Here is a 23,126-nt window from a genome sequence, read left to right on the forward strand (position 1 = left end):
CCGCCAGGGCCGCCGTCCCCGGGACGCCGCCCGCAAGGAAAGCGCTTGCCGCACCTGCCTTGAACACCGTTCTGCGCGTGATCTCCACCATGCGCGCCATCCAACGCGACCGCTGCGGCAAGGTAAAGACATCTGGTCAAACCGTTACCCTCATCGGAGGGAGCAGAGGCTCACCTCGCCGCCGCCGGCGCCGCCGCCGTAGTCCGACGGGTCCGCGCCGTCGGTGTAGCGGTCCCAGTCCGCCCTGCTCAAGGTCCGCGTGCCGTGGGCGCACAGGTCGCGCTCGGGGCCGGTGGCCACCTGCCGCAGGTCGTGCAGGTCCCAGAGGGAGAAGGTGGTGCTCTCGGGGGCGGCCAGCAGGGCGCTGCGGGCGCCGTCGCTCAACGCCACCCCCCGCACCTCCGACGGGTACCCGCGCAGCCCGGCCAGCCGGACCGGCCGGGAAGGCACGGATAGATCCCAGAGCGATCCGTTGCCGTTGGAGCCCGCCAGGAGGGCGGTGCCGCCGTCCGGCGTGAGGGCCACGTCGAGCATGTCCGCCGGAGGCATCCCGATGACGGCGGTCAGGGCCGGACGGGCCGGGTCGCCGAGCGTCCAGACCTCCGCCTGGCTCCGCCAGTCGGCCCCCGGGTCGCGCCGCGCGACGACGAGGACGCGTCCGTCGCCGCTCAGGGCGGCGGCCGTGCCGGTGTAGATCGCCGGGGTCAGCTCGGCGGCCTTCACCGGGTGCGCCGGATCCGCCAGGTTCCAGATCGTCACCGGGCCGTCCTGCGACGTGGTGACCGCCGTCCTGCCGTCGCCGCTGAGGTCGAGGTCCTCCGTCGGGGAGTCGTGGACGGCCGTGACCGAGCGCCGGACCGGGTGGTCGCGTACGGTCAGGTCCCACACCAGCAGGTTCCCGGCGAAGTCGGCGACCGCGGCGACCCGGCCGTCCCGGCTCACCGCCACCGCCTGGACGTCGTCGAGCGACCTCTTCCCCGCCACGCCCCGCAACGTCGCCCGCCGGGCCGGGTGGGCGGGATCGGTGAGGTCCCACACGGTCGTGGCGCCGTCGGCGACGGCGGTCAGAGCGGTGCGGCCGTCGTGGGACAGCGCCGGCGCCGCCATCACGCCCTCGGGGCCGTCCAGCATGACCGATCTCCCGGAGCCGAGCCGCCAGACCTCGGCCTTCCCGTCCCCGGCGACCAGGCCGACGCGCCCGTCGCCGCTCAGCTCGGCGTGCCGGGCGCCGCCGACGTCGCGGAGCCAGAGGTCGTCCCTGCGCGACAGCAGGAGGGTGTCGGTCAGCCCCGCGCGGGTCCGGTCGTCGGCGTGCAGGCCTACAGCGGCCAGGCCGAGGTCGCGAGCCTTGACCGGATCGTCCCCGCGCAGCTCGGCGGCGTGCAGCGCGAGCCGGTGGGCCAGCGCGACGCGCTCCCGGTCCCGCGCCTGCCCGTGCTGGCGCCACCAGGCCGTGCCCGCGCACGCCAGGGCGACGGCCAGGAGGGCGGCGAGCACCGCGAGGGCCCTGCTGCCGCGCGCCCGCGGGACAACCACCGGCTCGTCCGCTCGTTCAGCCAAGGCAGGCGCCCCCTCGCAGTCTGGCGCCACCCTACAGCGGCCGTCAGGGGCGGATGATCGCCATTCTGGTCACCGTCATTTCCTCCATGGCGAAGCGCGGGCCCTCGCGGCCGCTGCCCGAGTCCTTGACGCCGCCGTACGGCATGTTGTCGGCGCGGAAGCCGGGCACCTCGTTCACCACCACGCCGCCGGTCTGGATGCGTTCGATCGCGGCGAAGGCGGTGGCCAGCGAGCGGGTGTAGACGGCGGCGTGCAGGCCGTACCGGGAGCGGTTGACGGCCTCGAAGGCGGCGTCGAGGTCCGGCACCCCGCGGACGCACACCACCGGGCCGAAGATCTCCTCGTCCCACGCGGCGGCGCCGTCGGGCACGCCGGACAGCACGGTCGGCGCGATCGCCCGTCCCTCGCGCACGCCGCCGGCGACCACCTCGGCGCCCGAGTCGGCGATCCACGCGAGGACGCGGTCGGTGGCGGCGGGGTCGATCAGCGGGGCCACGCGGGTCCCGGGCAGGCGCGGGTCGCCGACGGCGACGTCCTTGACGCGGGCGGCCAGCAGCGCCAGGAACTCCTCCCGTACGGGCTCCTCCACCAGCACCCGCTGCACGGCGATGCACGCCTGCCCGGAGGCGTAGTAACCGCCGCGCACGACGGCGTCGGCGGCGGCCGCCAGGTCGGCGTCGGCGGCGACCACGAGGGCGGCGTTGGAGCCGAGTTCGAGCAGCACCTTGGTGGGGGCGGCGGCGCGGGCGATGGCGTGCCCGGCGGCGGCCGAGCCGGTGAAGGACACCGCGCCGATCCGCCGGTCCTCGACCAGCGTGCGGCCGACCTCGACGTCCCCGGTGACGAGCTGGACGCCGGCGGGCGGCAGGCCGCCCTCGCGCAGCAGGTGCACCAGCCGGAGCGTGGCCAGCGGCGTCGCCGGGGCGGGCTTGACGATCACCGGGCAGCCGGCCGCGACCGCCGGGGCGATCTTGTGGGCGGCCAGGAGCAGCGGGTAGTTGTAGCCGGTGATCCCGACGACGACGCCGATCGGCCGCCGCGTCCAGAACCCGATCAGCCCCTCCCCCGACGGCAGCAGGTCCAGCGGGACGGTCTCGCCGTGCACCCGGGCGACCTCCTCGGCGGCCGTGGCTAGGGTGAGCAGCGTCCTGGCCACCTCCACCCGGCAGTCGACCAGCGGCTTGCCGGTCTCCAGGACCAGCAGGTGCTCGAACTCCTCGCGGCGGGCGGCGAGCGCGTCGTGCGCGGCCGTGAGCGCGGCGCGGCGGGCGTGCGAGGGCAGCGCGGCCATGGCGGGCGCGACGGCCAGCGCCGCCTCCAGGGCGCGGGCGGCGTGGGCGGGGGTGCCCAGCGGGGCGCGGGCCACCACCGAGCCGTCGTAGGGGAAGATCACCTCGGTGGTGTCCTCGGTGGCGGCCCATCCGTCTCCGATGGGCAGGCCGTCCGGCCAGGTCATCTGTCTCCCCCTAGGACGCTCGGGAACACGTCGAGGTACGCGGGCGCGCCCTCGCGGCCGGTGGCGGCGAGCATGGCGTGGGCCACCGCCCGGCTGAACACGTCGGCCGCGGCGGCCAGGACGTCCTGGAGCCCGTCGGGGCCGGGGGCCGGGCGTGCGCAGGCGGCCAGGCCGAAGACGGTGTCGCCGTCGACCATGGTGTGGGCCGGCCGGATGGCTCTGGCCAGGCCGTCGTGGGCCACCCCGGCCAGCTTGCCGCACTGGGCCTTGGTGAGGGTGAGGTCGGTGGCCACCACGCCGATGGTGGTGTTGAACGAGGTGACCTTGTCCGGCTGCCACGCCCCGGCCTCGGCGGGGTCCGGGCGGCGCAGGTGGCCGAACTCGCCCGGCAGGCCGTAGCGGACGCCGGCGAGGGTGGCGCCCGCGGGGTCGAGCACGGATCCGGCGGCGTTGACGACGGCCAGGGCGGCCACGGTGACGCCGCCGGGCAGGACGGCGCTGGCCGTCCCGACGCCGCCGGCCAGGCCGCCCGCCATCGCTCCGGCCCCGGCCCCGATGGACCCGCTGGCCGTGGGGGGCGCGGTGAGGTGCTGGGCCGCGGTGACGTACCGGCCCGCGCCACCGTACCGGGCCTCTCCGCCGTAGTGGGAGGCGCCGCCGTGGCGGGCGGCCGTCTCCGGGGAGGAGGCGTCCGCGCTGCCGCCGCGGCGGGGCGGGGGCGCGGGGAAGGGCGGTTCGTGCGCCGGGGCGCGGGCGGCGGCGTAGGCGGCGGCGTAGGCGGCGGCGCCGAGGGCGGCGTCGGGGGTGGCGCGGAAGTCGCCGCCGCGCCCGAGGTCGTAGATGACGGCCGCCGGGACGATGGGCACCACGCCACCCGCCACCGGGAACCCGACGCCCGCGTCGGCCAGCCCGTCCATCACCCCGCACGCCGCGCTCAGCCCGTACGCGCTGCCGCCCGACAACACGACGGCGTGCACGCGCTCGACCAGGTTGCGCGGATCCAGCAACTCGGTCTCGCGGGTGCCGGGAGCGGCGCCGCGCACGTCGACGCCGGCCATCACGCCCTCCGGCGGCGCCAGCACCACGGTCGTGCCCGTGCGGTAGCCGCCGCCCACGCGGTGCGCGTGCCCGACGCGCAGCCCGGCGACGTCCACCAGCGAGTTCGTCGGCCCGGGACGCATCCCGGGGGCGGGTTCGGCGAGCATCAGAAGTCCCGGTGCAGGAAGCGCCGCGCCGCCTCGGCGAACACCCGGGTGCACCGGACGATCTCGGCGACCTCGACGTACTCGTCCGCCTGGTGGGCGATCCACTTTCCGCCGGGGCCGTACACGACGGAGGGGACGCCGCCCCAGTGGGTGAGCACGGTCCCGTCCGTCGAGCCCGGCACACCGCCGTAGACGGGCTCCTCGCCCGTCACCGTACGGTGGGCCGCCGCCAGCGCGGCCACCACCGGGTCGGTCACCGGGACGTCCACCGGCGGCCGGTCCACCAGGACCGACACCGACGCCTCGATCCCGTCCTCGGCCGCGGCGAGGGCGGCCACCCGGTCGGCCACGACCTTGTGCTCCAGGCCGGGGATCGTGCGCACGTCCACGAAGAGGGACGCGGTGGCGGGGATGACGTTGACCTGCTCCTCGCTGCCGGCCCGGACCACGGTCGGGGTGACGTACACCTCGCCGAGGTGCTCGTGGGCCGGATGCCGTTCCTGGAGCTCCCGCTGGAGGGAGCGCAGGGCGACCAGCAGCGTGCCGACCCCCTGGACGGGGTTGCGGCCGTGCTGCGGCATCGCGCCGTGGGCCATCTTGCCGGTCAGGTCGACGCGCAGCCGCAGCGCGCCCTTGGCCACCGCGCAGATCTCCCCGGCCTCGGGCTCGGCGACGATCGCGCCGTCCACGCCGTCGGCCAGCCCGGAGGCGACGAAGTGGTGGGCGCCGATCATCAGGCCCTCCTCGTCGGCCAGCGCGCACACCTTGATCCGGCCGGGGAACGGGCCGGCCAGCTGGAGCGCGCGGGTGGCGTAGAGGGTGGCGGCCAGGCCGGACTTCATGTCGGCGCTGCCCCGGCCCCACAACCGCCCGTCGCGGATCTCGCCGCCGAACGGGTCGACGGTCCAGGTGGACAGGTCGCCCTCGGTCACGACGTCGGTGTGGCCCTCGAACATCAGCGTCGGCCCGTCGCCGCCGCCGCCCTCGACCACCGCGACGACGTTGGGCCGCCCGGCGGCGGCCTCGCTCACGACCGGCTCCCAGCCCCACTCGCGCATCCTGGCCTCGACCAGCTCGGCGGCGGGCCGCTCGGTGCGCCCGCGCGCGGGGTCGTTGGTGCTGGGGATGCGCACCAGGGCCTGCGTGAACTCCACGACTCCCCGCTCGTCGACCTCGATCACAACAATCCCTCCAGGGTCGGTACGGCCTGCAGCAGGTCACGCGTGTACGGGTGGCGCGGCGCGGCCCAGACGTCGTCCACCGGGCCGGTCTCGACGATCTCGCCGCCGCTCATGACGGCCACCGTCTCGCACACGTGCCGGACCACCGACAGGTCGTGCGAGACGAACACGAGCGTGAGGCCCAGCTCGTCCACCAGGTCGGCGAGCAGGTTGAGGATCTGGCCGCGGACGGACACGTCGAGGGCGCTGACGGGCTCGTCGGCGACCAGCACCTTCGGCCGGGGCGCGAGCGCGCGGGCGATGGCGATGCGCTGCCGCTGACCGCCGGAGAACTGGTGGGGGTAGCGGTCGGCGGCCGAGGCGGGCAGGCCGACCTCCTCCAGCAGCTCCGGCACCCGCCCGCCGACCGGCAGGCCGAGCGCGACCAGCGGCTCGGCCACCAGGTCGCGCACGCGCATGCGCGGGTCGAGCGAGCTCATCGGGTCCTGGAAGACGATCTGCAGGTTCTCCCGCAGGAAGCGCAGCCGCCGCTCCGGCAGGCCGGTGATCTCCCGCCCGTCGAAGACGACGGACCCGGCGGTGGGCCGGTCGAGACCGCACAGCAGGCGCAGCAGCGTCGACTTGCCGGAGCCGGACTCGCCGACGATGCCGAACCGCTCGCCCCGGCGGACGGTCAGCGACACCTCCCGCAGGGCGTGGACGGGCGCGCCCGGCCTGGTGAGCGAGGTGCGCGGGCGGTGGTAGACGCGGCTGAGCCGGCGCGCCTCGATCAGCACGTCGCCCGTGGGCTCAAACTGCGGCTCGTTCTGCGGCTCGTTCTGCGGCTCGTTCTGCGGCTCGTTCTGCGGCTCATTCTGTGGGGTGCCAGCATGCGTGGGCATGGCCGTCTCCTGTCAGCGCCGGCGGGGTCTCGCACCGCGGGGTGGCGTGCGGGCAGCGGTTGCGGAACACGCAGCCCTCGGGGAAGGCGCCCGCGGGCGGCACGCTGCCCTTGATCGTCGGGAGCCTGGTGCCGCGCGGCGTGAGCCGGGAGGCGGCCAGCAGGCCCTCGGTGTAGCGGTGGCGGGGGCGGGTGAAGACCTCGCGGATGGGCCCGGTCTCGACGACGCGGCCGCCGTACATGACGATCACCCGCTCGCAGACGGAGGCCACCACCGCCAGGTCGTGGGTGATGAACAGCAGCGCGGGGGCGACCTCGGCGATCAGCTCCAGCATCTGTTTCTGCACGGTGACGTCGAGCGCGGTGGTCGGCTCGTCGCAGACGAGCAGCCCCGGCTCGTTGGCCAGGGCGATGGCGAGCATGACGCGCTGCCGCTGGCCGCCGGAGAGCTGGTGGGGATAGGCACGGGCGATCTGCCCGGGTTCGGGCAGCCGGACGCGCTCCAGCAGGGCGAGCGCGCGCCGCCCGGCCTCGGCGCGGGCGACGCCGTGCAGGGTCATGGCCTCGGCGACCTGCGCGCCGACGCGCATGAGCGGGTTGAGCGCGGTCATCGGCTCCTGGAAGACCATCGACAGCTCGCGCCCGCGCAGGTCCTTCAGCCGCTTCTCGGGCACGCCGACCAGGTCGCGCTCCCCGAGCCTGGCCGTGCCGGCGGCGGTGACGCCCTCGGGCAGCAGGCCCATGAGCGACAGCGCGGTCAGCGACTTGCCGGACCCGGACTCGCCGATCAGCCCGACCCGCTCGCCGGGCCCGATCGAGAACGACACGTCGTGCACGAGCCCCACCTCGCCGGCCCGTACGGAAAGCCCCTCAACCGTCAGCACGGACCCTCCTGAGCTTCGGATCGAGGTGGTCGCGCAGCCCGTCGCCGAGCAGGTTGAACCCGAGGACGGCGAGCGCGATCGCCAGGCCCGGCCACAGCGCCAGACGCGGGGTGGAGAAGAGCAGCTCCTGCGACTCCTGCAACATCCGCCCCCAGGACGGGGTCGGCGGCCGGGTGCCGAACCCGAGGAACGACAGCGCCGCCTCGGCCAGGATCGCGATGGCGAACGACACCGACGCCTGCACGATCAGCACGGACCCGATGTTCGGCAGCACGTGCCGCACGGCGATCGCGCCCCGGCGGCGGCCCGCGGCCCGCGCGGCCAGGACGTAGTCGGTCACCATGACCTGGAGCGTCGCGGCGCGGGCCACCCGCGCGAACGCGGGCACGGTGGCCACCCCGATCGCGATCATCGCGGTGAGCGTGCCGGCGCCGTAGACCGCGCCCAGCATGACGGCCAGCAGCAGCGCGGGGAAGGCGAACACCAGGTCGTTGACCCGCATGATCAGCTCCGACAGCCAGCCGCGCGGCGTCATCCCGGCGACCACGCCGAGCGGCACGCCGAGGACGGCGGCGATCCCGACGGCCACCACGCCGACGTAGAGGGTGGTGCGCGCGCCGACCATGAGCTGGCTGAGGGTGTCGCGGCCGAACTTGTCGGCGCCCAGCAGGTAGCCGCCGCCGGGGTCGCGCAGCTTGCGGGCGGCGTCGACGAGGGTCGGGTCGTGCGGCGTCCAGACGAACGAGACCAGCGCGGCCAGCGTCACCAGCCCGACCAGCGCGCCGCCGATCAGCAGCGCGGCGTTCGCGCGGCCCCTCATCGCAGCCTCGGGTCGAGCAGGCGGTAGGCGACGTCCACCACGAAGTTGATCAGCAGGACGGCGGCCACCAGCACCATCACCACCCCCTGGACGAGCAGCAGGTCGCGCCCGGCGACGCCGTTGAGCAGCAGGTCGCCGAGCCCGGGCAGGACGAAGACCCGCTCGACGACGACCGCGCCGACCAGCAGGGTGGCCAGTTGCAGGCCGAGCACGGTGACCACGGGGATCGAGGCGTTGCGCAGGCCGTGCCGCCACAGGGTGCCGGTGCTGCCGCGGCCCTTGGCGCGGGCGGTGCGCAGGTAGTCCTCGCGCATGACGTCGAGGACGGCGCTGCGCACGTAACGGGTGAGCACGGCGCCCTGGACGAGCCCGAGCGACAACCACGGCAGCAGCAGCGAGCGCAGCCACTCCTGCGGGCTGTCGGCGATCGGGACGTACCCGCCGGAGGGCAGCGCCTGCGCCTTCACCGCGAACACGAACACCAGCAGGATGCCGGCGAGAAAGGCGGGGACGGCGATGCCGAGCTGGCTGGCCGCGCTGATCGCCGCGCCGAGCGGGTTGCGGTGATGGACGGCGGCGAACGTGCCGAGCGGCACCGCGACGGCCAGCGCCAGCACCATGCCGCCCAGCACCAGCACGGCCGTCACGCCGAGCCGCTCGCCGATCTGCGGGCCGATGGGCGAGCTGGTGACGTAGGAGACGCCGAAGTCGCCGTGGGCCAGCCCGCCGGCCCAGTCGAGGAACTGCACGGCCGGCGGGCGGTCGGTGCCGAACTGCCGGCGCAGCGCGGCGACCGCGTCGGGGGTGGCGTTGACGCCGAGCGCGATCTCGGCCGGGTCGCCGGGCAGCAGCGCCATGAACGCGAACACCGCGACGGCGGCGACGGCGGCGCTCACGATCAGCACCGCCAGCCGTTTGAGCAGGTAGAGCGTCACTGCTTGGCGAGACCGGTGAAGTCGAAGGACTCCGCGATGGCGTTCTTCGGCAGCCCGGTGACGCCCTTCTTCGCCACGATCAGGTTGGGGAACAGGAAGAGCCAGTCGGCGGCGGCGTCGTCGGAGAGCAGCTTGGCGGCCTTCTTCAGGTCGTCGGTCTGCTGCTGCTCGGTGCCGGCGTCGGCGGAGGCGAGGAGTTTGCCGAACTCGGGATTGTCGTAGTGGAAGTAATACGATTTATCGGCAAAAATCCCCATGTCGCGGGGCTCGACGTGGTTGATGATGGACAGGTCGTAGTCGCCCTGCTTGAACACCACGTCCAGCCAGCGGGCCGGGAACTCCAGCGGCTCGATGTCGGCCGTGATGCCCACCTGGGCCAGCTGCGACTTCACGACCTGCGCGCTGGCCACCGCGTACGGCAGGTTGGGGATGCGCATCTTGACGGTCAGCGTCTTGCCGCCCAGCAGTTCCTTGGCCTTGGCCGGGTCGTGGGGGTAGTCGCCGGTGCGGTCCTCGTACCAGGGGTCGGTGGGCGGCACCATCGAGCCGATGAGCTGGCCGCGCCCGGCCCACGCGGTGTCCAGCAGCGCCTTGTGGTCGATCGCGTACCGGACTGCCTGGCGGGCCTTGACGTCGTCGAACGGCGGCCGGGCGTTGTTCATCGACAGCACGACCTCGCCGTTGGTGGTGCCCTCGACCGTCTGGAACCGGTTCGGATCGGCGAACTGCTGCAGCGACTCGGGGGCCTGCACGGCGGAGATGACGTCGATGCCGCCGGTCAGCAGCGCGTTGTTCATCGCCGTGGCGTCCTTGAAGTACTTCAGCGTGATCGCCGACAGCGCCGGCTTGGCGCCCCAGTAGGAGGGGTTGGCGGCGAGCTGGATCGACTCGCCGCGCTTCCACGCCCCCAGCGTGTACGGCCCGGTGCCCACGGGCTTGTTGGCCAGGTCGGCCACGCCGGTGCGGCTGAACATGGCGCCGAGGCGGGTGGCCATGGCGTAGAGGAAGCCGTTGCTCGGCCGCTTGAGGGTGACGACGGCGGTGGCGTCGTCGGTCTTGGCCACCTTGTCGATGACGTCGAGCTGGGCCTTGATCTTGAGCTTCCAGTCGCTCCTGACCCGGTCGAGCGAGAACACCACGTCGTCGGCCGTGAACGGCGCCCCGCTGCTGAACGTGACGCCCTTGCGCAGGGTGAAGGTGTAGGTCTTCCGGTCGTCGGAGACCGACCACTTCTCGGCCAGCAGCGGCTTGATCGAACCGTCCTGGTCGAGCTTGACCAGGCCCTCGTAGACGTTGACCAGCAACGCCTGCGGGATGGCCGCGCCCTCGGTGGCGGTGAAGTCGAGGTTGGCCGGCTCGGCCACGAACCCGACGGACAGGGACTGGGCCTTGGGGGTGCCTCCGGTGCCGGAACCGCCCGAGCCGGAACCGCCGCCACAGGCGGCTGTGACCAGCAGGAGACCGCCCACGGCGATCCAGATTCCGATTCGCCTCATGTCTTACAGCCTCCTGGCTAGTGCACTGGTCTGACCAGTAGGCTACGCACATTGCCAGTCCGTGACGGCTCGGGTCAAGGGGGCTTCCCATGGGTGCACGGTTCGAGCCGGTGCGGGCCGTACGCGCTTACGAGCGGGTCGTGGAACAGGTCGAGGAGGCCATCGAGAGCGGGGCTCTCGGCCCGGGGGCGCGGCTGCCGAGCGAGCGTGAGCTGATGGTGCAGTTCTCGGTCGGGCGCTCCACGGTGCGGGAGGCGCTGCGCGTGCTGCAGGCGCGCGGCCTGGTGCGGTCCCGGCCGGGCGATCCCAACGGCGCGGAGGTGCTGCCGTTCTCCCCCGCCGCCTTACACAAGTCGATGACCACGCTGGCGCGGGTGGCCGAGCTGTCGCTGGCCGAGCTGGTGCAGTTCAGGATGGTGCTCGACTCCTCGGCCGTGCTGCTGGCCGCGCGGCTGCGCACCGAGGAGCAGCTCGCCGAGATGGAGGCGGCCATCGCGGGCATGCGCGCCGCCGCCGCCTCAGCCGCCGCCTCCGACCACGACGTCTCCGACCACGACGCCTTCAGCGCGGCCGACGTGGCCTTCCACGACGTCATCGTGGCGGCCAGCGGCAACACGCTGATCCGGGTCTGCACCGACGTGGTCCGCTCGGTCGTGCTGGGGCTGATCGCCGGGAAGATCGCCGACGCGCCCGACCGCGAGTCGCTGATGCGGCGCAGCATCCGGCACCACGAGGAGGTGCTGGCCGCCGTGCGGGCCGGCGACGGGGCCTCGGCCGCGCGCCTGCTGCGCCGGTCCATGTACGACTACTACGCCGTCCACCTGCCCGACGCCGAGCGGCCCGCCCTGCGCGCCCTCCTGGAGTGACGCCCGCCACAGGGGTGTTATGTTGCACGCGTGTCACGCGAGGACGGGGACGGGGTGGCGGAGGCGTTCCTGCGCGCGCCGCGCCGCTACACCAGCCACCAGGTGGCCCACATGGCCGGGGTCCCGGTCTACCGGGCGCGCCGGTTGTGGCGGGCGCTGGGGTTCGCCAACGTGGCCGACGACGCGGTCGAGTTCACCGACTCCGACGTCGAGGCGCTGCGCACCATGCTCTCGATGGTCAGCTCCGGCGCCTACGACGAGGAGCACATGCTGCTGATGGCCCGCTCGATCGGGCGGGCGACGGCCCGGCTCGCCGAGTCGCAGGCCGAGCTGGGCGCCGAGGCGCTCGACCAGGCCGGCGTGCCGCTGGCCGAACGCCCGCGGGCCTGGCGGCGGCGGGCCGAGCGGGTGGTGCCCGACCTGGCCCGGCTGCTGGTCTACGCCTGGCAGCGGCAGCTCGCCGCCGCCGCCGGCCGGCTGGCCGACCAGGACATGAGCGCCGTGCGCATGGCGGTGGGGTTCGCCGACCTGGTGGCCTTCACCCGGCTCAGCCGGCAGATCACGGCGACCGAGCTGGCCCGGCTGGTCGACAGGTTCGAGGGTCGCTCGGCCGACGTCGTGACGTCCTCGGGCGGGCGGGTGGTCAAGACGCTCGGCGACTCGGTGCTGTTCGTGGCCGACAAGTCGCACGTGGCGGCCGAGATCGCGCTGCGCCTGGTGGAGACCCATCGCGGCCGGGACATGCCCGAGCTGCGGGTGGGCCTGGCCGCCGGGCCGGTGATCTGGCGCATGGGCGACGTGTTCGGCACCACCGTCAACCTGGCCAGCCGGCTCACCGCGCTCTCCCTGCCGGGAACGATCCTGGCCGACCCCGAGATGGCCGAGGAGCTGGAGGGCGACCGGGCGTTCCTGCTGCGCGCGGTCGACCGGCTGTCGGTGCGCGGGCTCGGCGAGCTGGCGCCCTTCACGATCATGCGCGCGGGGGCCGGTGGACAGGACATGCTGGACGCATGATCGTACGAGCGGTGGTCGAGGGCAGGCCGGTGGACGCCGACGCGCGCTTCGCGCTGGAGGCCCGCTACGGGCACTTCACCGCCATGCAGGTCAGAGACCGGCGCACCCGCGGCCTGGCCCTGCACCTGGAGCGGCTGGCGGCGGCCAACCTGGAGCTGTTCGGCGCCCGGCTCGACCCGGCGGCCGTGCTCGGCTCGATCAGGGCGGTGCTCGGCGACGACCTGCGCGACGCGGGCGTGCGGGTCTACGTCGTCGAGCACGACGGCCGCCCGCGCGTCGTGGCCACCGCCGCCCCGCCCACCGAGGTCTCCGCCCGCCCGCAGCGTGTCACGGCGGTCGTCTACCAGCGTTACCTGCCGCACATCAAGAAGGCGGCCGGGTTCGCCCAGGCGCACCTGCGGCGGACCGTCGCGCCCCTGGGCTTCGACGAGGCGCTGCTGACCACCGCCGGCGGCCTGATCAGCGAGGGCGCGATCACGAACGTCGGCTGCTGGTCCGGCGGCCGCCTGGTGTGGCCGGACGCGCCGATGCTGCGCGGCACCGCCATGGGCCTGCTGGAGGGCATCGACATGCCCCAGGAGCGCCGCCCGCTGCGGGTCGCCGACCTGCCGGGCTTCGACCTGGTGTTCCTGTGCAACTCCCACGGCGTGGTGCCGGTCGGCGAGGTCGACGGCGTCCCGCTGCGCCAGGACGGCCCCACGCTGGCCCGGCTGCTCGCCTGCTACGACGCCGTCCCGTGGGACCCGCTGGATTGATCCCGGGGCGTGCGGTGTTGCACGCAGGCGTGACCCTGTACTCGATTCTCGACCGTTCGCTCCTGCGCCGGGGCTCCGACGCGGCCACCGCGCTGCGGGACACCGTCGCGTTCGCCCGGCAGGCCGAGGAGCTGGGCTACCACCGGTTCTGGGTGGCCGAGCACCACAGCGTGCCCGGCGTGGCGGGGGCGGCGCCGACCGTGCTGGCCGCGGCCGTCGCGGCGGCGACCGGCTGGATCCGGGTGGGCACCGGCGGCGTGATGTTGCCCAACCACCGGCCGCTGGTGGTGGCCGAGCAGTTCGGGGTGCTGGAGTCGCTCCATCCCGGGCGGATCGACATGGGGCTCGGGCGGTCGGTGGGGTTCACCGGCGGCGTCCGGCGGGCGCTCGGCCAGGGCAAGGAGGCCGCGGACGGGTTCGGCGACCAGGTCGGCGAGTTGCTGGGGTACTTCACCGGCGGGCAGCGGGCGTATCCGGGCGTGCACGCCGTCCCGGCCGAGGGGCTGCGCCCGCAGGTGTTCGTGCTGGCCATGGGGGCGGGGGCGGAGCTCGCGGCGGAGCTCGGGCTGCCCATGGTGATCGGGGCCGGGCCGCGGGCGGTGGAGGCGGCGGCGCGCTACCGGGCGGGGTTCCGGCCCTCGGAGTGGGCGGCGCGGCCGTACGTGATGGCGGCGGTCAGCGTCGCGGTCGGGGCGACGCGCGAGGAGGCGGCGCAACTCCAGCTGCCCGAGGCGTGGTCCACGGCGCGCTCGCGCACCAGCGGCGCGTTCCCGCCGCTGGTGCCGGCCGAGGAGATCGCCCGGCTGGAGCTGACCGGGCGGGAGCGGGCGCTGCTGGCCGAGGCGCTGAAGGGCCAGATCCACGGCACCGCGCCGGAGGTGGCGGTCGCGCTGGGCTCGCTGGTTGAGGCCACCGGCGCCGACGAGGTGCTGGTCACGATGAACACCTACGACCTGGAACGGCGGCTGGAGTCGTACCGGCGGCTGGCCGTTCTGGTTTGATCGCCAATTCCACCGCATTTTGTTGGCAAATGCCCCCATTGCGCGCGCTAATTCGGTTCCGGTAATTACCGGATGTCACCCCTGTTCCATCCGGGCAACACCCATACCTAGGGGGTTCAATGGCGCGCACCCGAATCATCGGAATCGCTGCCGCACTTCTCTTACTGCCCACGCTGACCGCGATACCCGCGTCGGCCGAGTCCCCGCAGGCGGCCGCCACGGCTGCGCCGCCGAGCGACGTCAAGGAGCTCACCCGCAAGGACTTCACCCTCGACGGCAAGCCCGTCAAGGTCCCCGCGAAATACGAGGCCCGCAAGGCCACGGCCAAGGCCGCCGCCGAGACGCCGCCGGTCGGCACCGTACGGCAGTGGCTGGCCACGGACGACTACAACGGCCGCCTGTACCGCAAGGACTACACGCTGCGCGGCGTCGGCGACAAGATCGAGGTCTGGGTCGCCAACGACCTGGCCTTCCCGGCCGGCGACTGCCGGATGCAGGTGCCCGGGACGACGGAGATCACCGACGCCCAGGTCACGAACCTGGTGCAGCAGTTCGACACGAACATGTTCCCGAAGGAGACCGCGACCTTCAGCACGCCGCCGGACCGGGACGGCACGAACGCCGTGCTCGGCCCCGACGCCAACGGCAACGGCGGCGTCTACACCGGCGCCGGCGACCGCACGGTGACGCTGATCGACAACGTCCGGGACGACAACTACTACACCTTCCCGGCCGCGACCACGTACATCGCGGGCTTCTTCTCCTCCCAGTACAACGAGCTGCTCGACCGCAACGTGATGACGATCGACGCGTTCGACTGGCTGCACAGGACCGGCGCGAACCCGCCGGACAACCCGACCTCCGACGTGTGCACCTCGCGCTCGGCCCGGCCCTTCCAGTACGAGGGCGTCTTCGCCCACGAGTGGCAGCACCTGCTGCACTACTACACCGACCCGCTGGAGACCACCTGGATGAACGAGGGCCTGTCGGACTTCGCCATCTCGGTGACGGGTTACGGCAACCCCAAGGCGACGGTGTTCGAGAAGGGCTTCGACAACCACATCAACTGCTTCCAGGGCTTCGGCATCGTCCAGACGCCGTACAACCCGAACCCGCGCAACTGCGGCGGCCCGCAGAACTCGCTCAACCTGTGGGGCGACGGCGGCAACCCGGACGCGGTGCTGGCCGACTACGGCAACGCCTACTCGTTCATGCTGTTCCTGTACGACCGGTACGGCGCGGACTTCCTGTCCAAGCTGCACCGTGACGGCTCCCTGCAGGGCCTGGCCAGCGTGAAGGCGGCGCTCGGCAGCACGGACCTGTACCAGGTGCTGCACGACTACCAGACGATGGTGCTGGTGGACAAGGTCGTCGGCAGCCGCGGCGTGGTGCTGGGCGTGCCGAAGAAGCGGGTGACGACCGCGAGCCTGAACTCCACGGTCAACCTCGCCAACCCGGCCGCGTACAACACCCCGGGGGCGGCTCCGAACGGCGCCGACTACGTGCAGATCCGCAAGCCGGGCGGCGCGGCGCCGACCTCGCTGTCCTTCCAGGGCGCCAAGACGCTGCCGCCGATCCCGCTGGCCTGGACCGTCGTCTCCGACGACCCCGACCGCGCGGGCAACCCGGTGCTGTGGTCGGGCAACGCCAGCAACCTCAACGTCGCCGCGGTGACCAAGGTGACGGTCCCGGCCGCCGACCCGACGCTGCGCTTCCTCGCCAAGTACGGCGCGGAGTCCGGCTTCGACTACGGCTACGTGATCGTCTCCGCCGACGGCGGCAAGACCTACACCGCGATCCCCGGTGACAAGACGGTGGCCGGCCCGCTCGGCCCGGCCGTCAACGGCACCACCACCGGCTTCCAGCCGCACAGCTACAGCCTGTCCGCCTACGCGGGCAAGGAGATCCTCGTCGGCTTCCAGTACGTCAGCGACGGCGGGGTCAACGAGGGCGGCTGGAAGATCGACGACGTCACGGTGGGCGCGACGGCGGTGAGCGACGGCGCCAGCCTGGAGCCGTTCGACTCCCCGACCGAGATCTCCCCGACGCCGGTCAGCAACTGGAACGTGCGTCTGGTCGGCCTGGACGAGAAGCACTCGGTGGTGCTGCAGGCCCAGTTCGACGGCAAGGGCTCGATCAGCCTCAACCGGCTGCAGCTCGCGCCGTTCGCGGTCTTCCCGTCGGTGGTCGCGATCGTGGCCTATGACGAGCCGACCGAGCAGGTCCAGCAGTACGCGCCGTACACGCTGAAGGTCAACGGCGTCACCCAGCCGGGGTGAGCCCGAGGAGGCGCCCGCCGGGGGTCGGCGGGCGCCTCCTTCGTCGGGTACGATCGCCGAACATCATTCGGCATGGGGGTGCCCAGCATGACCACGCGCCAGCACACGATCGGCGACCTCCTGCGGCGCTCGGCCGCCAGGTTCCCCGCCAAGACCGCCGTGATCTACGGCAACGTGCGGCAGAGCTACGCCGATCTCGACCTGGAGGTCAACCGCACGGCCAACGCGCTGGCGGCGCGGGGCGTGGCCAAGGGCGACCGGTTCGCCCTGTTCAGCCATAACAACCACGCGTTCGTGGTGGCCTACTTCGCGCTGGCCCGGCTGGGCGCGATCTCCGTGCCGATCAACTTCATGCTCGGGCCGCGCGAGGTGGCCTACATCCTGGAGCACTCCGGGGCGACCGGGATGCTGGCGGAGGAGGCGCTGCTGCCGGTGGCCGAGGCCGCGGCCGGGCCCGCGGTCCGGGTGCGCGGCGTGATCGGCGCGGCCGAGGGCTGGGAGTCCTTCTCCACCTGGCGCGGCGACGACGCCGAGCCGCAGGTGGAGATCGCCGCCGACGACCCGATCCAGCTCATGTACACCAGCGGCACCGAGTCCCGGCCCAAGGGCGCCACGCTGTCCAGCGGCAGCCTGCTGGCCCAGTACGTGAGCTGCGTCGTCGACGGCGAGATGAGCTCCGACGACGTCGAGGTGCACGCGCTGCCCCTCTACCACTGCGCCCAGCTCCACTGCTTCCTGACGCCCGGCATCTATCTGGGCGCCACCAACCTGATCCTGCCGGGCGCCGACCCGGCCTCGATCCTGGCCACCATCGAGGGCGAACGCGCGACCAAGCTGTTCTGCCCGCCCACGGTCTGGATCGCCCTGCTGCGCCACCCCGACTTCGACCGCCGTGACCTGTCCTCGCTGCGCAAGGGCTACTACGGCGCCTCGATCATGCCGGTCGAGGTGCTGAAGGAGATCTCGGCCCGGCTGCCGGACGTGCGCCTGTTCAACTTCTACGGCCAGACGGAGATGGCGCCGCTGGCCACCATCCTGCGCCCCGAGGAGCAGCTGACCCGGCTGGGCTCGGCCGGGCGGCCCGCGCTCAACGTCGAGACCAGGATCGTCGACGACGAGGACCGGCCGGTCGCGCCGGGCGTGGTCGGCGAGATCGTCCACCGCAGCCCGCACGCCATGCTCGGCTACTGGAACGACCCGGACAAGACCGCCGAGGCGTTCCGCGGCGGCTGGTTCCACAGCGGCGACCTCGGCGTCATGGACGCCGACGGCTACCTGTCGGTGGTCGACCGGAAGAAGGACATGATCAAGTCCGGCGGCGAGAACGTGGCGAGCCGCGAGGTGGAGGAGGTCATCTACCAGCATCCCGCGGTCGCCGAGGCGGCCGTGTTCGGCGTCCCGGACGAGCGGTGGATCGAGGCCGTGACGGCCGCCGTGGTGCTGCGCGAGGGCGCGGGGCTGACCGCCGCCGAGCTCAACGCGTTCCTGCGCGAGCGGCTGGCCGCCTTCAAGACGCCCAAGAACGTGGTGTTCGTGGACGCGCTGCCGAAGAACGCCTCGGGCAAGGTGCTCAAGCGCGAGCTGCGCGACGCCTTCTGAGCCCCCGGCGTCCGGTCACTTGCCGAGCAGGTCGGCGGCCAGTTGCCGGAGCACCGCGCGCTGGATCGTGCCCGTCGCCGTCCTCGGCAGCTCGTCCAGGACCAGCACCTCGTGCGGGCACCGGGCGGCGGCCAGGCCCGCGCGGCAGAACGCGATCAGCTCGCCCGCGTCGATCGGGCGGCCCGGCCTGGGCACCACGCAGGCGACCGGCCGCTCCGGCCCGTCAGCGCCGGCGTGGGCGACCACCGCGCACTCGGCGACCGAGGGGTGCTCCAGCAGCCGGGCCTCGGCCTCCAGGGGTGACGTCCAGGCGTCGCCCGTCCTGATGAGGTCGGCGGAGCGGCCCAGGAAGCGGTAGGAGCCGTCGGCGTCGCGGGCGCAGGTGTCGCCGGTGCGCAGCCACTCGCCCTGGAACGCCTGGCGGGTGGCGGCGGTGCGGCACCAGTAGCCGGTGGCGATCGAGTCGCCGCGCACGTACAGGTGGCCGGGCTCGCCGTCGGGGACGGGCGCGCCCGAGTCGTCCAGGAGGCGCACCTCGTAGCCGGGCACGACGGCGCCCGAGCCGGCGGGGCGGGCCCGGCCCGGACGGCCGGAGAGGAAGACGTGCAGCGACTCGGCCGAGCCCAGGCCGTCGATGAGATCCACGCCGAAGCGGCCGGTGAAGCGGCGGTGGAGCTCGGCGGGCAGCGCCTCGCCCGCGGAGACGGCCAGGCGGACGGAGGCGAAGGCGTCCTTCGGGGCCTCGGCGGCCAGCAGCGCGGCGTAGCACGACGGGCCGGCGAAGAACAGGGTGGGACGCTCGGCCAGCAGGCGTTCGGCCACGCCGGCCGGGGTGGGCGCGGCGGGGTCGAGGATCGTGGTCGCGCCGGCGGCGAGCGGGAGGATCAGGGAGTTGCCGAGCCCGTTGGCGGAGGACAGCCGGGCCGCCGACAGGAACCTGTCCTCGGGGCGCACGCCGAGCACCTGCCGCCCGAACCCCTCGTGGACGTCGCGCAGCGCGCCGTGGCGGTGCATGGCCGCCTTGGGCGCGCCGGTGGTGCCGGCGGTGTAGAGCCACAGCGCGGGCGAGTCGGGCCAGGTGTCGTACGAGCCGGTCGCGCCCCGGCCGGCCTCCAGCACGTCCGACCACAGGCAGACCGGCACGCCGGGCTCGACCGCCGCCGCCGGGCCCGCTCCGGTCGCGGTGGCGATGCGCGCGACGTGGCCGGGGGCCTGGCTCGCGTCGGTGAGCACGAGCGCCACGACCTCGGGCGCCGACAGCAGCGCCTCCTGCACGGCCGGCTCGAACTCGGGCGCGGAGACCACGACCCGCGCCCTGGAGTCGCGGATCAGCGCGCCCAGCTCGGCCCCGTCGTACAGGGCCGGCGCGGGGACGGCGACCGCGCCCATCCGCAGCACGGCCAGGATCGTGATCAGCGTCTCGGGCCGGTCGGGCAGGACGAGCAGCACGCGCTCCTCCGGCCGCACGCCCATCACCCGCAGCCCGCCGGCCAGCTCGGCGACGTGCGTGGCGAGCTGGGCGTAGGTCATGGCGCCCAGCGGCCCGGCGACGGCGACGCGGTCGCCGTGCCCGGCCTCGACCAGGCGGTCGGTGAGATGGACGCCGGCGTTGAACGACTCGGCAGGCATGGTCGTCCCCATCCGCAGAAGGGCGTGTGCAGCTGAATCCTCCATAGAGAATCGATGAGCCGTCAACTACTTCTGCGAGGACGGGTGTCGGCAGGGCCGCAACCCCGGGCCGACGTCGGCCGCGCCGGAGCGCACGTGGTCCAGGAAGGCGCGCACGGCGGGCGTGAGCCGGGCTCCGGCGGGCCAGCACGCGCCGATCGTCCGGAACACCGGGGGCGACAGCGGGATCTGCACGACGCCCTCGGCGGGCGTCAGACGGGGCAGCACGGCCACGCCGAGCCCGGCCGCCACCAGGCCGCGCACGGTCTCCGACTCCTGCCCCTCGAAGGCGATCCTGGGCGTGAACCCGGCCGCCGCGCACAGGTCGTCGGTGATCTGGCGGACGCCGTAGCCGTGTTCGAGCGTCACCAGTTCCTCCCCGGCCAGCTCGGCGGGCCGCACCCGGGCGCGTCCGGCGAACCGGTGACCGGGCGGCACGGACAGCACCAGCTCCTGGTCGGCGAGCGGGTGCCCGGCCAGACCCGGGTCGCCGTCGGGCAGGGGCGCGACGAACACCAGGTCGATCTCGCCCTCGGCGAGCGCGCGCAGCATGTCCTGGCGCGAGCCCTGCGCCAGGCTGAACCGCACGCCCGGGTGGTGCTCGCGGAAGCCCCGGATGAGCGAGGGGACGAGCGTGCGGCCCAGCAGGTGCAGGAATCCGAGCACGATCCGGCCGCTGCCGGGGTCGATCTCCTCGCGCACCTCGCGGGCGGCCGACTCCATGGTGGCCAGCGCCCGGCCGGAGGCGGCGGCCAGGACGCGCCCGGCCCTGGTCAGGCGGATGCCCCGCCCGTACGGGACGACGAGGGGCGCGCCGACCAGGTCGGCCAGCGCGGCCAGGCGGCGGCTGGCGGTGGGCTGCGGCATGCCGAGCAGCTCGGCCGCCCGCGTGACGTGCCCGGTCTCCCCCACGGCGGCCAGCAGGGCGAGCGTGGGAGCCAGCCCGGCGGCCAGCCGCTCGTCCACGAGCTCGTATTCATCCACCACAGCATGAATTATCGCCTATTTCCGCATTGGACGTATTTATTAGCCTTGCTTAGCGTTTCCAGGCGTGGCGGTCATCGAAGCTCAACGAGTCGGCACCCGGCGGGCCGGTCCGGCCGTGGCGGCGGCCGGCGTCTCCTCCTTCGCCCTGCTGTACGCGCCGCAGCCCGTCCTGCCGCAGCTGGCCGCCGACTTCCGGCTCGACCCCGGCGGCGCGTCGCTGGCCGTCGGCGTGGCCACGGCGGCGCTGGCGGTGGCGGTGCTGCCGCTGGCCGCGCTGGCGGAGGTCGTCGGGCGGCGGCGGATGATCGTGTGGTCCGTGCTGGCCTCGGCGCTGATCGGGCTGGCGCTGCCGCTGGCGCCGACGTTCCCCGTGCTGGTGGCGATGCGGGCGGCGCAGGGGGTGGCGGTCGCCGGGTTCGCCGGGGTCGGGGCGGCCTACCTGGCCGATCTGGTGGGGGCGACGAGGCTGGCCGGGGCGGTGGGCGTGATGATCGCCGGGAACTCGGTGGGCGGGATGCTGGGCCGGCTGGGCGCCGGGTTCGCCGCCGGGCCGTGGGGGTGGCGGGGCGCGCTGCTGGTGGTGGCCGGCGGGTCGCTGCTCTGCTCGGCGTACGCGGCCCGCACGCTGCCCACCCCGGAGCCCGCCCCGCCGCCCACCCCGGAGCCCACCCCAGCGCCCGCCCCAGAGTCCGCAGGACGCGCCCCACGGGCCGGGGGCGGCGGCCGGATCGGGACGGCGCTGCTGGCGCCGTACACGGTGGGGGCGCTGGGCGTCGGCGCGTTCGTCGCCCTCTACAACGCCGCCTCCTTCCGGCTGTCCGCGCCCCCGCTGTCCCTCTCCCCCGCCGCGGCCTCCCTGGTCTTCCTCTCCTACGCACTCGGCACCGCCTCCTCGGCCGCCGCCGGCCGGCTGGCCGACCGCCTGGGACGCCGGGCGGCCCTGGTCGCCGCCCTGGCCGTGACGGCCGCCGGCTCGGCGCTGACCGCGCTCGGCCCCCTGGCCGCGGTCGTGACCGGGTTCGCCGTGCTGACCGCCGGGTTCTTCGCCGCGCACGCCGTGGCCAACGCGTGGGTCGCCGCGCAGGCCCCGCCGGCCGCCCGCGGGCGCGCCGCCGGGATCTACACCCTGTGCTACTACCTCGGCAGCGGCGCCGGCGGCACGGCCGGCAGCGCCGTCTACGGCCACGCCGGATGGACCTGGCTGATCGTCCTGACCTCGGCCTGGCTGCTGCTGGCGATCGTGGCCGTGCTCGCCGCGGGCCGGCGAGCACGGGCTGTTGCCAGGCGACCCCGGCAGGAGTACGCCTGACATCACAGGGGTGGGCTACTCCCGGGAGGGGAAGACGATGGCCGACCAGTTCATCGTGTTGCGTGATCTGAGCAGGACCCGCATGGCCGCGCCGTTCGAGCGGGCCGCCGCCGTGGCCGAGCCGCCGAGCGAGCCGCACGTCGAGGTCACCGGGCTCGGCAAGCGCGAGGTGGCCGACCTCGCGCGGGACCCGTCGGTGACCGCGGTCGCCCGGCCGATGCCGACCACCGTCCCGGGCGCGCCCGAGGACGTCGAGGCCCCGCCGCCGGAGGCGGAGGCGGGCGCGCAGGTCACGTGGGGGGTGCGGGCGCTGGGCGCCGACGCCTCCAGCCGTACGGGGGCGGGGACGGTGGTCGCCGTCCTCGACACCGGCATCGACGCCACGCACCCGGCCTTCACCGGGATGACGCTGGTGGAGGAGGACTTCACCGGGTCCGGCCGGGGCGACAAGGTCGGCCACGGCACCCACTGCGCCGGCACCGTCTTCGGCCGCCCGGTCGACGGCATGCGCATCGGCGTCGCGCCCGGCGTCGAACGGGCGCTGATCGGCAAGGTGCTCGGCGACGACGGCAAGGGCTCGACCGCCGAGACGGTCAAGGGCCTGCTCTGGGCGCTGGGGAACGACGCCGACGTCATCACCATGTCGCTCGGCATCGACTTCCCGGCCGCCATGCGCCAGCTGGAGGAGCGCGGGCTGCCGCAGTTCCTGGCCACGTCGATCGCGCTGGAGTCGTACCGGGCCACGTTGCGGCTCTACGACTCGCTGATGCGGATGATCGCGGCCAGGGCGGCGTTCGGGGCCGGCACGATCGTCGTCGCGGCCACGGGGAACGCCAGCCACCGGGAGCTGCGGCCGGACTTCGAGGTCGGGCCGGAGCTGCCGTCGGCCGCCGAGGGCATGATGGCCGTGGGCGCGGTGCAGCGGCTGCCGTCCGGGCGGCTGGGGGTCGCGCGCTTCTCCAACACCTTCCCGCAGGTGTGCGCGCCGGGCGTGGACGTGGTCTCGGCCCGTACCGGCGGCGGGCTGACCAGCAAGAGCGGCACCAGCATGGCCGCGCCGCACGTGGCCGGGGCGGCGGCGCTGTGGTGGCAGGAGCTGCGGGCGAGCAGCGACCGCGCGCGGGCCGCGGCGGTCACCGGCCGGTTGCTGCTGACCGCCGCGACGGACGTGTTCGTCCCGGACGCCGACACCGCGGACCTGGGGGCGGGGCTGGTCCAGGCCCCCCGCTGA

Annotated in this window: 19 protein-coding genes; 8 read left to right on the forward strand and 11 right to left on the reverse strand. The window is 74.2% G+C overall.

What is annotated here, in order from left to right; genetic code table 11:
• Positions 1-150 precede the first annotated feature (150 nt).
• The 9 genes from ACFYYW_RS22480 to ACFYYW_RS22520 are packed head-to-tail and all read right to left on the reverse strand — an operon-like array spanning position 151 to position 10,417.
• Positions 151-1,560, reverse strand: a complete 1,410-nt coding sequence (locus ACFYYW_RS22480) for a WD40 repeat domain-containing protein (protein WP_387651052.1) — start codon at positions 1,558-1,560, stop codon at positions 151-153.
• A gap of 43 nt (positions 1,561-1,603) precedes the next feature.
• Positions 1,604-3,016 (reverse strand): aldehyde dehydrogenase family protein, encoded by a 1,413-nt coding sequence (locus ACFYYW_RS22485; RefSeq protein ID WP_387651055.1) that lies wholly within the window; start codon positions 3,014-3,016, stop codon positions 1,604-1,606.
• Positions 3,013-4,221 carry a P1 family peptidase gene (locus ACFYYW_RS22490; RefSeq protein ID WP_387651057.1) on the reverse strand — a complete coding sequence of 403 codons (1,209 nt, stop codon included), beginning with the start codon at positions 4,219-4,221 and terminating at the stop codon, positions 3,013-3,015. The genes ACFYYW_RS22485 and ACFYYW_RS22490 overlap by 4 nt, the downstream gene beginning before the upstream one ends.
• A complete protein-coding gene (locus tag ACFYYW_RS22495; protein ID WP_387651059.1) occupies positions 4,221-5,402 on the reverse strand; it encodes a M20 family metallopeptidase in 1,182 nt (393 codons plus the stop codon). Before ACFYYW_RS22495 ends, ACFYYW_RS22490 begins: the two co-directional genes overlap by 1 nt.
• Positions 5,399-6,283: an ATP-binding cassette domain-containing protein gene (locus tag ACFYYW_RS22500; protein ID WP_387651062.1), complete on the reverse strand. Its 885-nt coding sequence runs from the start codon at positions 6,281-6,283 to the stop codon at positions 5,399-5,401. Before ACFYYW_RS22500 ends, ACFYYW_RS22495 begins: the two co-directional genes overlap by 4 nt.
• On the reverse strand, positions 6,252-7,166 hold the full coding sequence (locus ACFYYW_RS22505; RefSeq protein ID WP_387651065.1) for an ABC transporter ATP-binding protein: 915 nt from the start codon (positions 7,164-7,166) through the stop codon (positions 6,252-6,254). Before ACFYYW_RS22505 ends, ACFYYW_RS22500 begins: the two co-directional genes overlap by 32 nt.
• Positions 7,153-7,986 carry an ABC transporter permease gene (locus ACFYYW_RS22510; RefSeq protein WP_352328785.1) on the reverse strand — a complete coding sequence of 278 codons (834 nt, stop codon included), beginning with the start codon at positions 7,984-7,986 and terminating at the stop codon, positions 7,153-7,155. Before ACFYYW_RS22510 ends, ACFYYW_RS22505 begins: the two co-directional genes overlap by 14 nt.
• Positions 7,983-8,921 (reverse strand): ABC transporter permease, encoded by a 939-nt coding sequence (locus tag ACFYYW_RS22515; RefSeq protein WP_387651069.1) that lies wholly within the window; start codon positions 8,919-8,921, stop codon positions 7,983-7,985. The genes ACFYYW_RS22510 and ACFYYW_RS22515 overlap by 4 nt, the downstream gene beginning before the upstream one ends.
• Complete coding sequence (locus tag ACFYYW_RS22520) at positions 8,918-10,417, reverse strand: ABC transporter substrate-binding protein (RefSeq protein WP_387651072.1); 1,500 nt, start codon at positions 10,415-10,417, stop codon at positions 8,918-8,920. The genes ACFYYW_RS22515 and ACFYYW_RS22520 overlap by 4 nt, the downstream gene beginning before the upstream one ends.
• Positions 10,418-10,506: 89 nt before the next feature.
• Here ACFYYW_RS22520 and ACFYYW_RS22525 point away from each other — a divergent pair, with 89 nt between their 5' ends.
• From ACFYYW_RS22525 to ACFYYW_RS22550, 6 genes are all read left to right on the forward strand, one after another.
• Positions 10,507-11,283, forward strand: a complete 777-nt coding sequence (locus tag ACFYYW_RS22525; RefSeq protein WP_387651074.1) for a FadR/GntR family transcriptional regulator — start codon at positions 10,507-10,509, stop codon at positions 11,281-11,283.
• A 30-nt stretch (positions 11,284-11,313) separates the two neighbouring features.
• On the forward strand, positions 11,314-12,297 hold the full coding sequence (locus tag ACFYYW_RS22530) for an adenylate/guanylate cyclase domain-containing protein (RefSeq protein WP_358286184.1): 984 nt from the start codon (positions 11,314-11,316) through the stop codon (positions 12,295-12,297).
• Entirely contained in the window at positions 12,294-13,052 is a 759-nt protein-coding gene (locus ACFYYW_RS22535) for an aminotransferase class IV (protein WP_387651078.1), read from the forward strand. Before ACFYYW_RS22530 ends, ACFYYW_RS22535 begins: the two co-directional genes overlap by 4 nt.
• A gap of 14 nt (positions 13,053-13,066) precedes the next feature.
• Positions 13,067-14,053, forward strand: coding sequence for an LLM class flavin-dependent oxidoreductase (locus ACFYYW_RS22540; protein WP_387651080.1), 987 nt, complete (start codon positions 13,067-13,069; stop codon positions 14,051-14,053).
• Positions 14,054-14,172: 119 nt separating this feature from the next.
• Complete coding sequence (locus ACFYYW_RS22545) at positions 14,173-16,332, forward strand: choice-of-anchor J domain-containing protein (protein WP_387651083.1); 2,160 nt, start codon at positions 14,173-14,175, stop codon at positions 16,330-16,332.
• A gap of 87 nt (positions 16,333-16,419) precedes the next feature.
• Positions 16,420-17,931 (forward strand): acyl-CoA synthetase, encoded by a 1,512-nt coding sequence (locus ACFYYW_RS22550; protein WP_364390516.1) that lies wholly within the window; start codon positions 16,420-16,422, stop codon positions 17,929-17,931.
• A 15-nt stretch (positions 17,932-17,946) separates the two neighbouring features.
• Here ACFYYW_RS22550 and ACFYYW_RS22555 read toward each other — a convergent pair whose 3' ends face one another.
• Positions 17,947-19,560, reverse strand: coding sequence for a benzoate-CoA ligase family protein (locus ACFYYW_RS22555; protein WP_387651085.1), 1,614 nt, complete (start codon positions 19,558-19,560; stop codon positions 17,947-17,949).
• Positions 19,561-19,626: 66 nt separating this feature from the next.
• Positions 19,627-20,586, reverse strand: coding sequence for a LysR substrate-binding domain-containing protein (locus ACFYYW_RS22560; protein ID WP_352330530.1), 960 nt, complete (start codon positions 20,584-20,586; stop codon positions 19,627-19,629).
• Positions 20,587-20,650: 64 nt separating this feature from the next.
• On the opposite strand from ACFYYW_RS22560, the gene ACFYYW_RS22565 reads away from it, so the two are divergent.
• Both ACFYYW_RS22565 and ACFYYW_RS22570 read left to right on the forward strand, forming a co-directional pair.
• Positions 20,651-21,895, forward strand: coding sequence for an MFS transporter (locus ACFYYW_RS22565; protein WP_387651088.1), 1,245 nt, complete (start codon positions 20,651-20,653; stop codon positions 21,893-21,895).
• 37 nt (positions 21,896-21,932) lie between these two features.
• Complete coding sequence (locus ACFYYW_RS22570) at positions 21,933-23,126, forward strand: S8 family serine peptidase (RefSeq protein ID WP_387651090.1); 1,194 nt, start codon at positions 21,933-21,935, stop codon at positions 23,124-23,126.

The sequence above is a fragment of the Nonomuraea sp. NPDC001831 genome (genome assembly GCF_042892035.1).
Taxonomy (GTDB): Bacteria; Actinomycetota; Actinomycetes; order Streptosporangiales; family Streptosporangiaceae; genus Nonomuraea.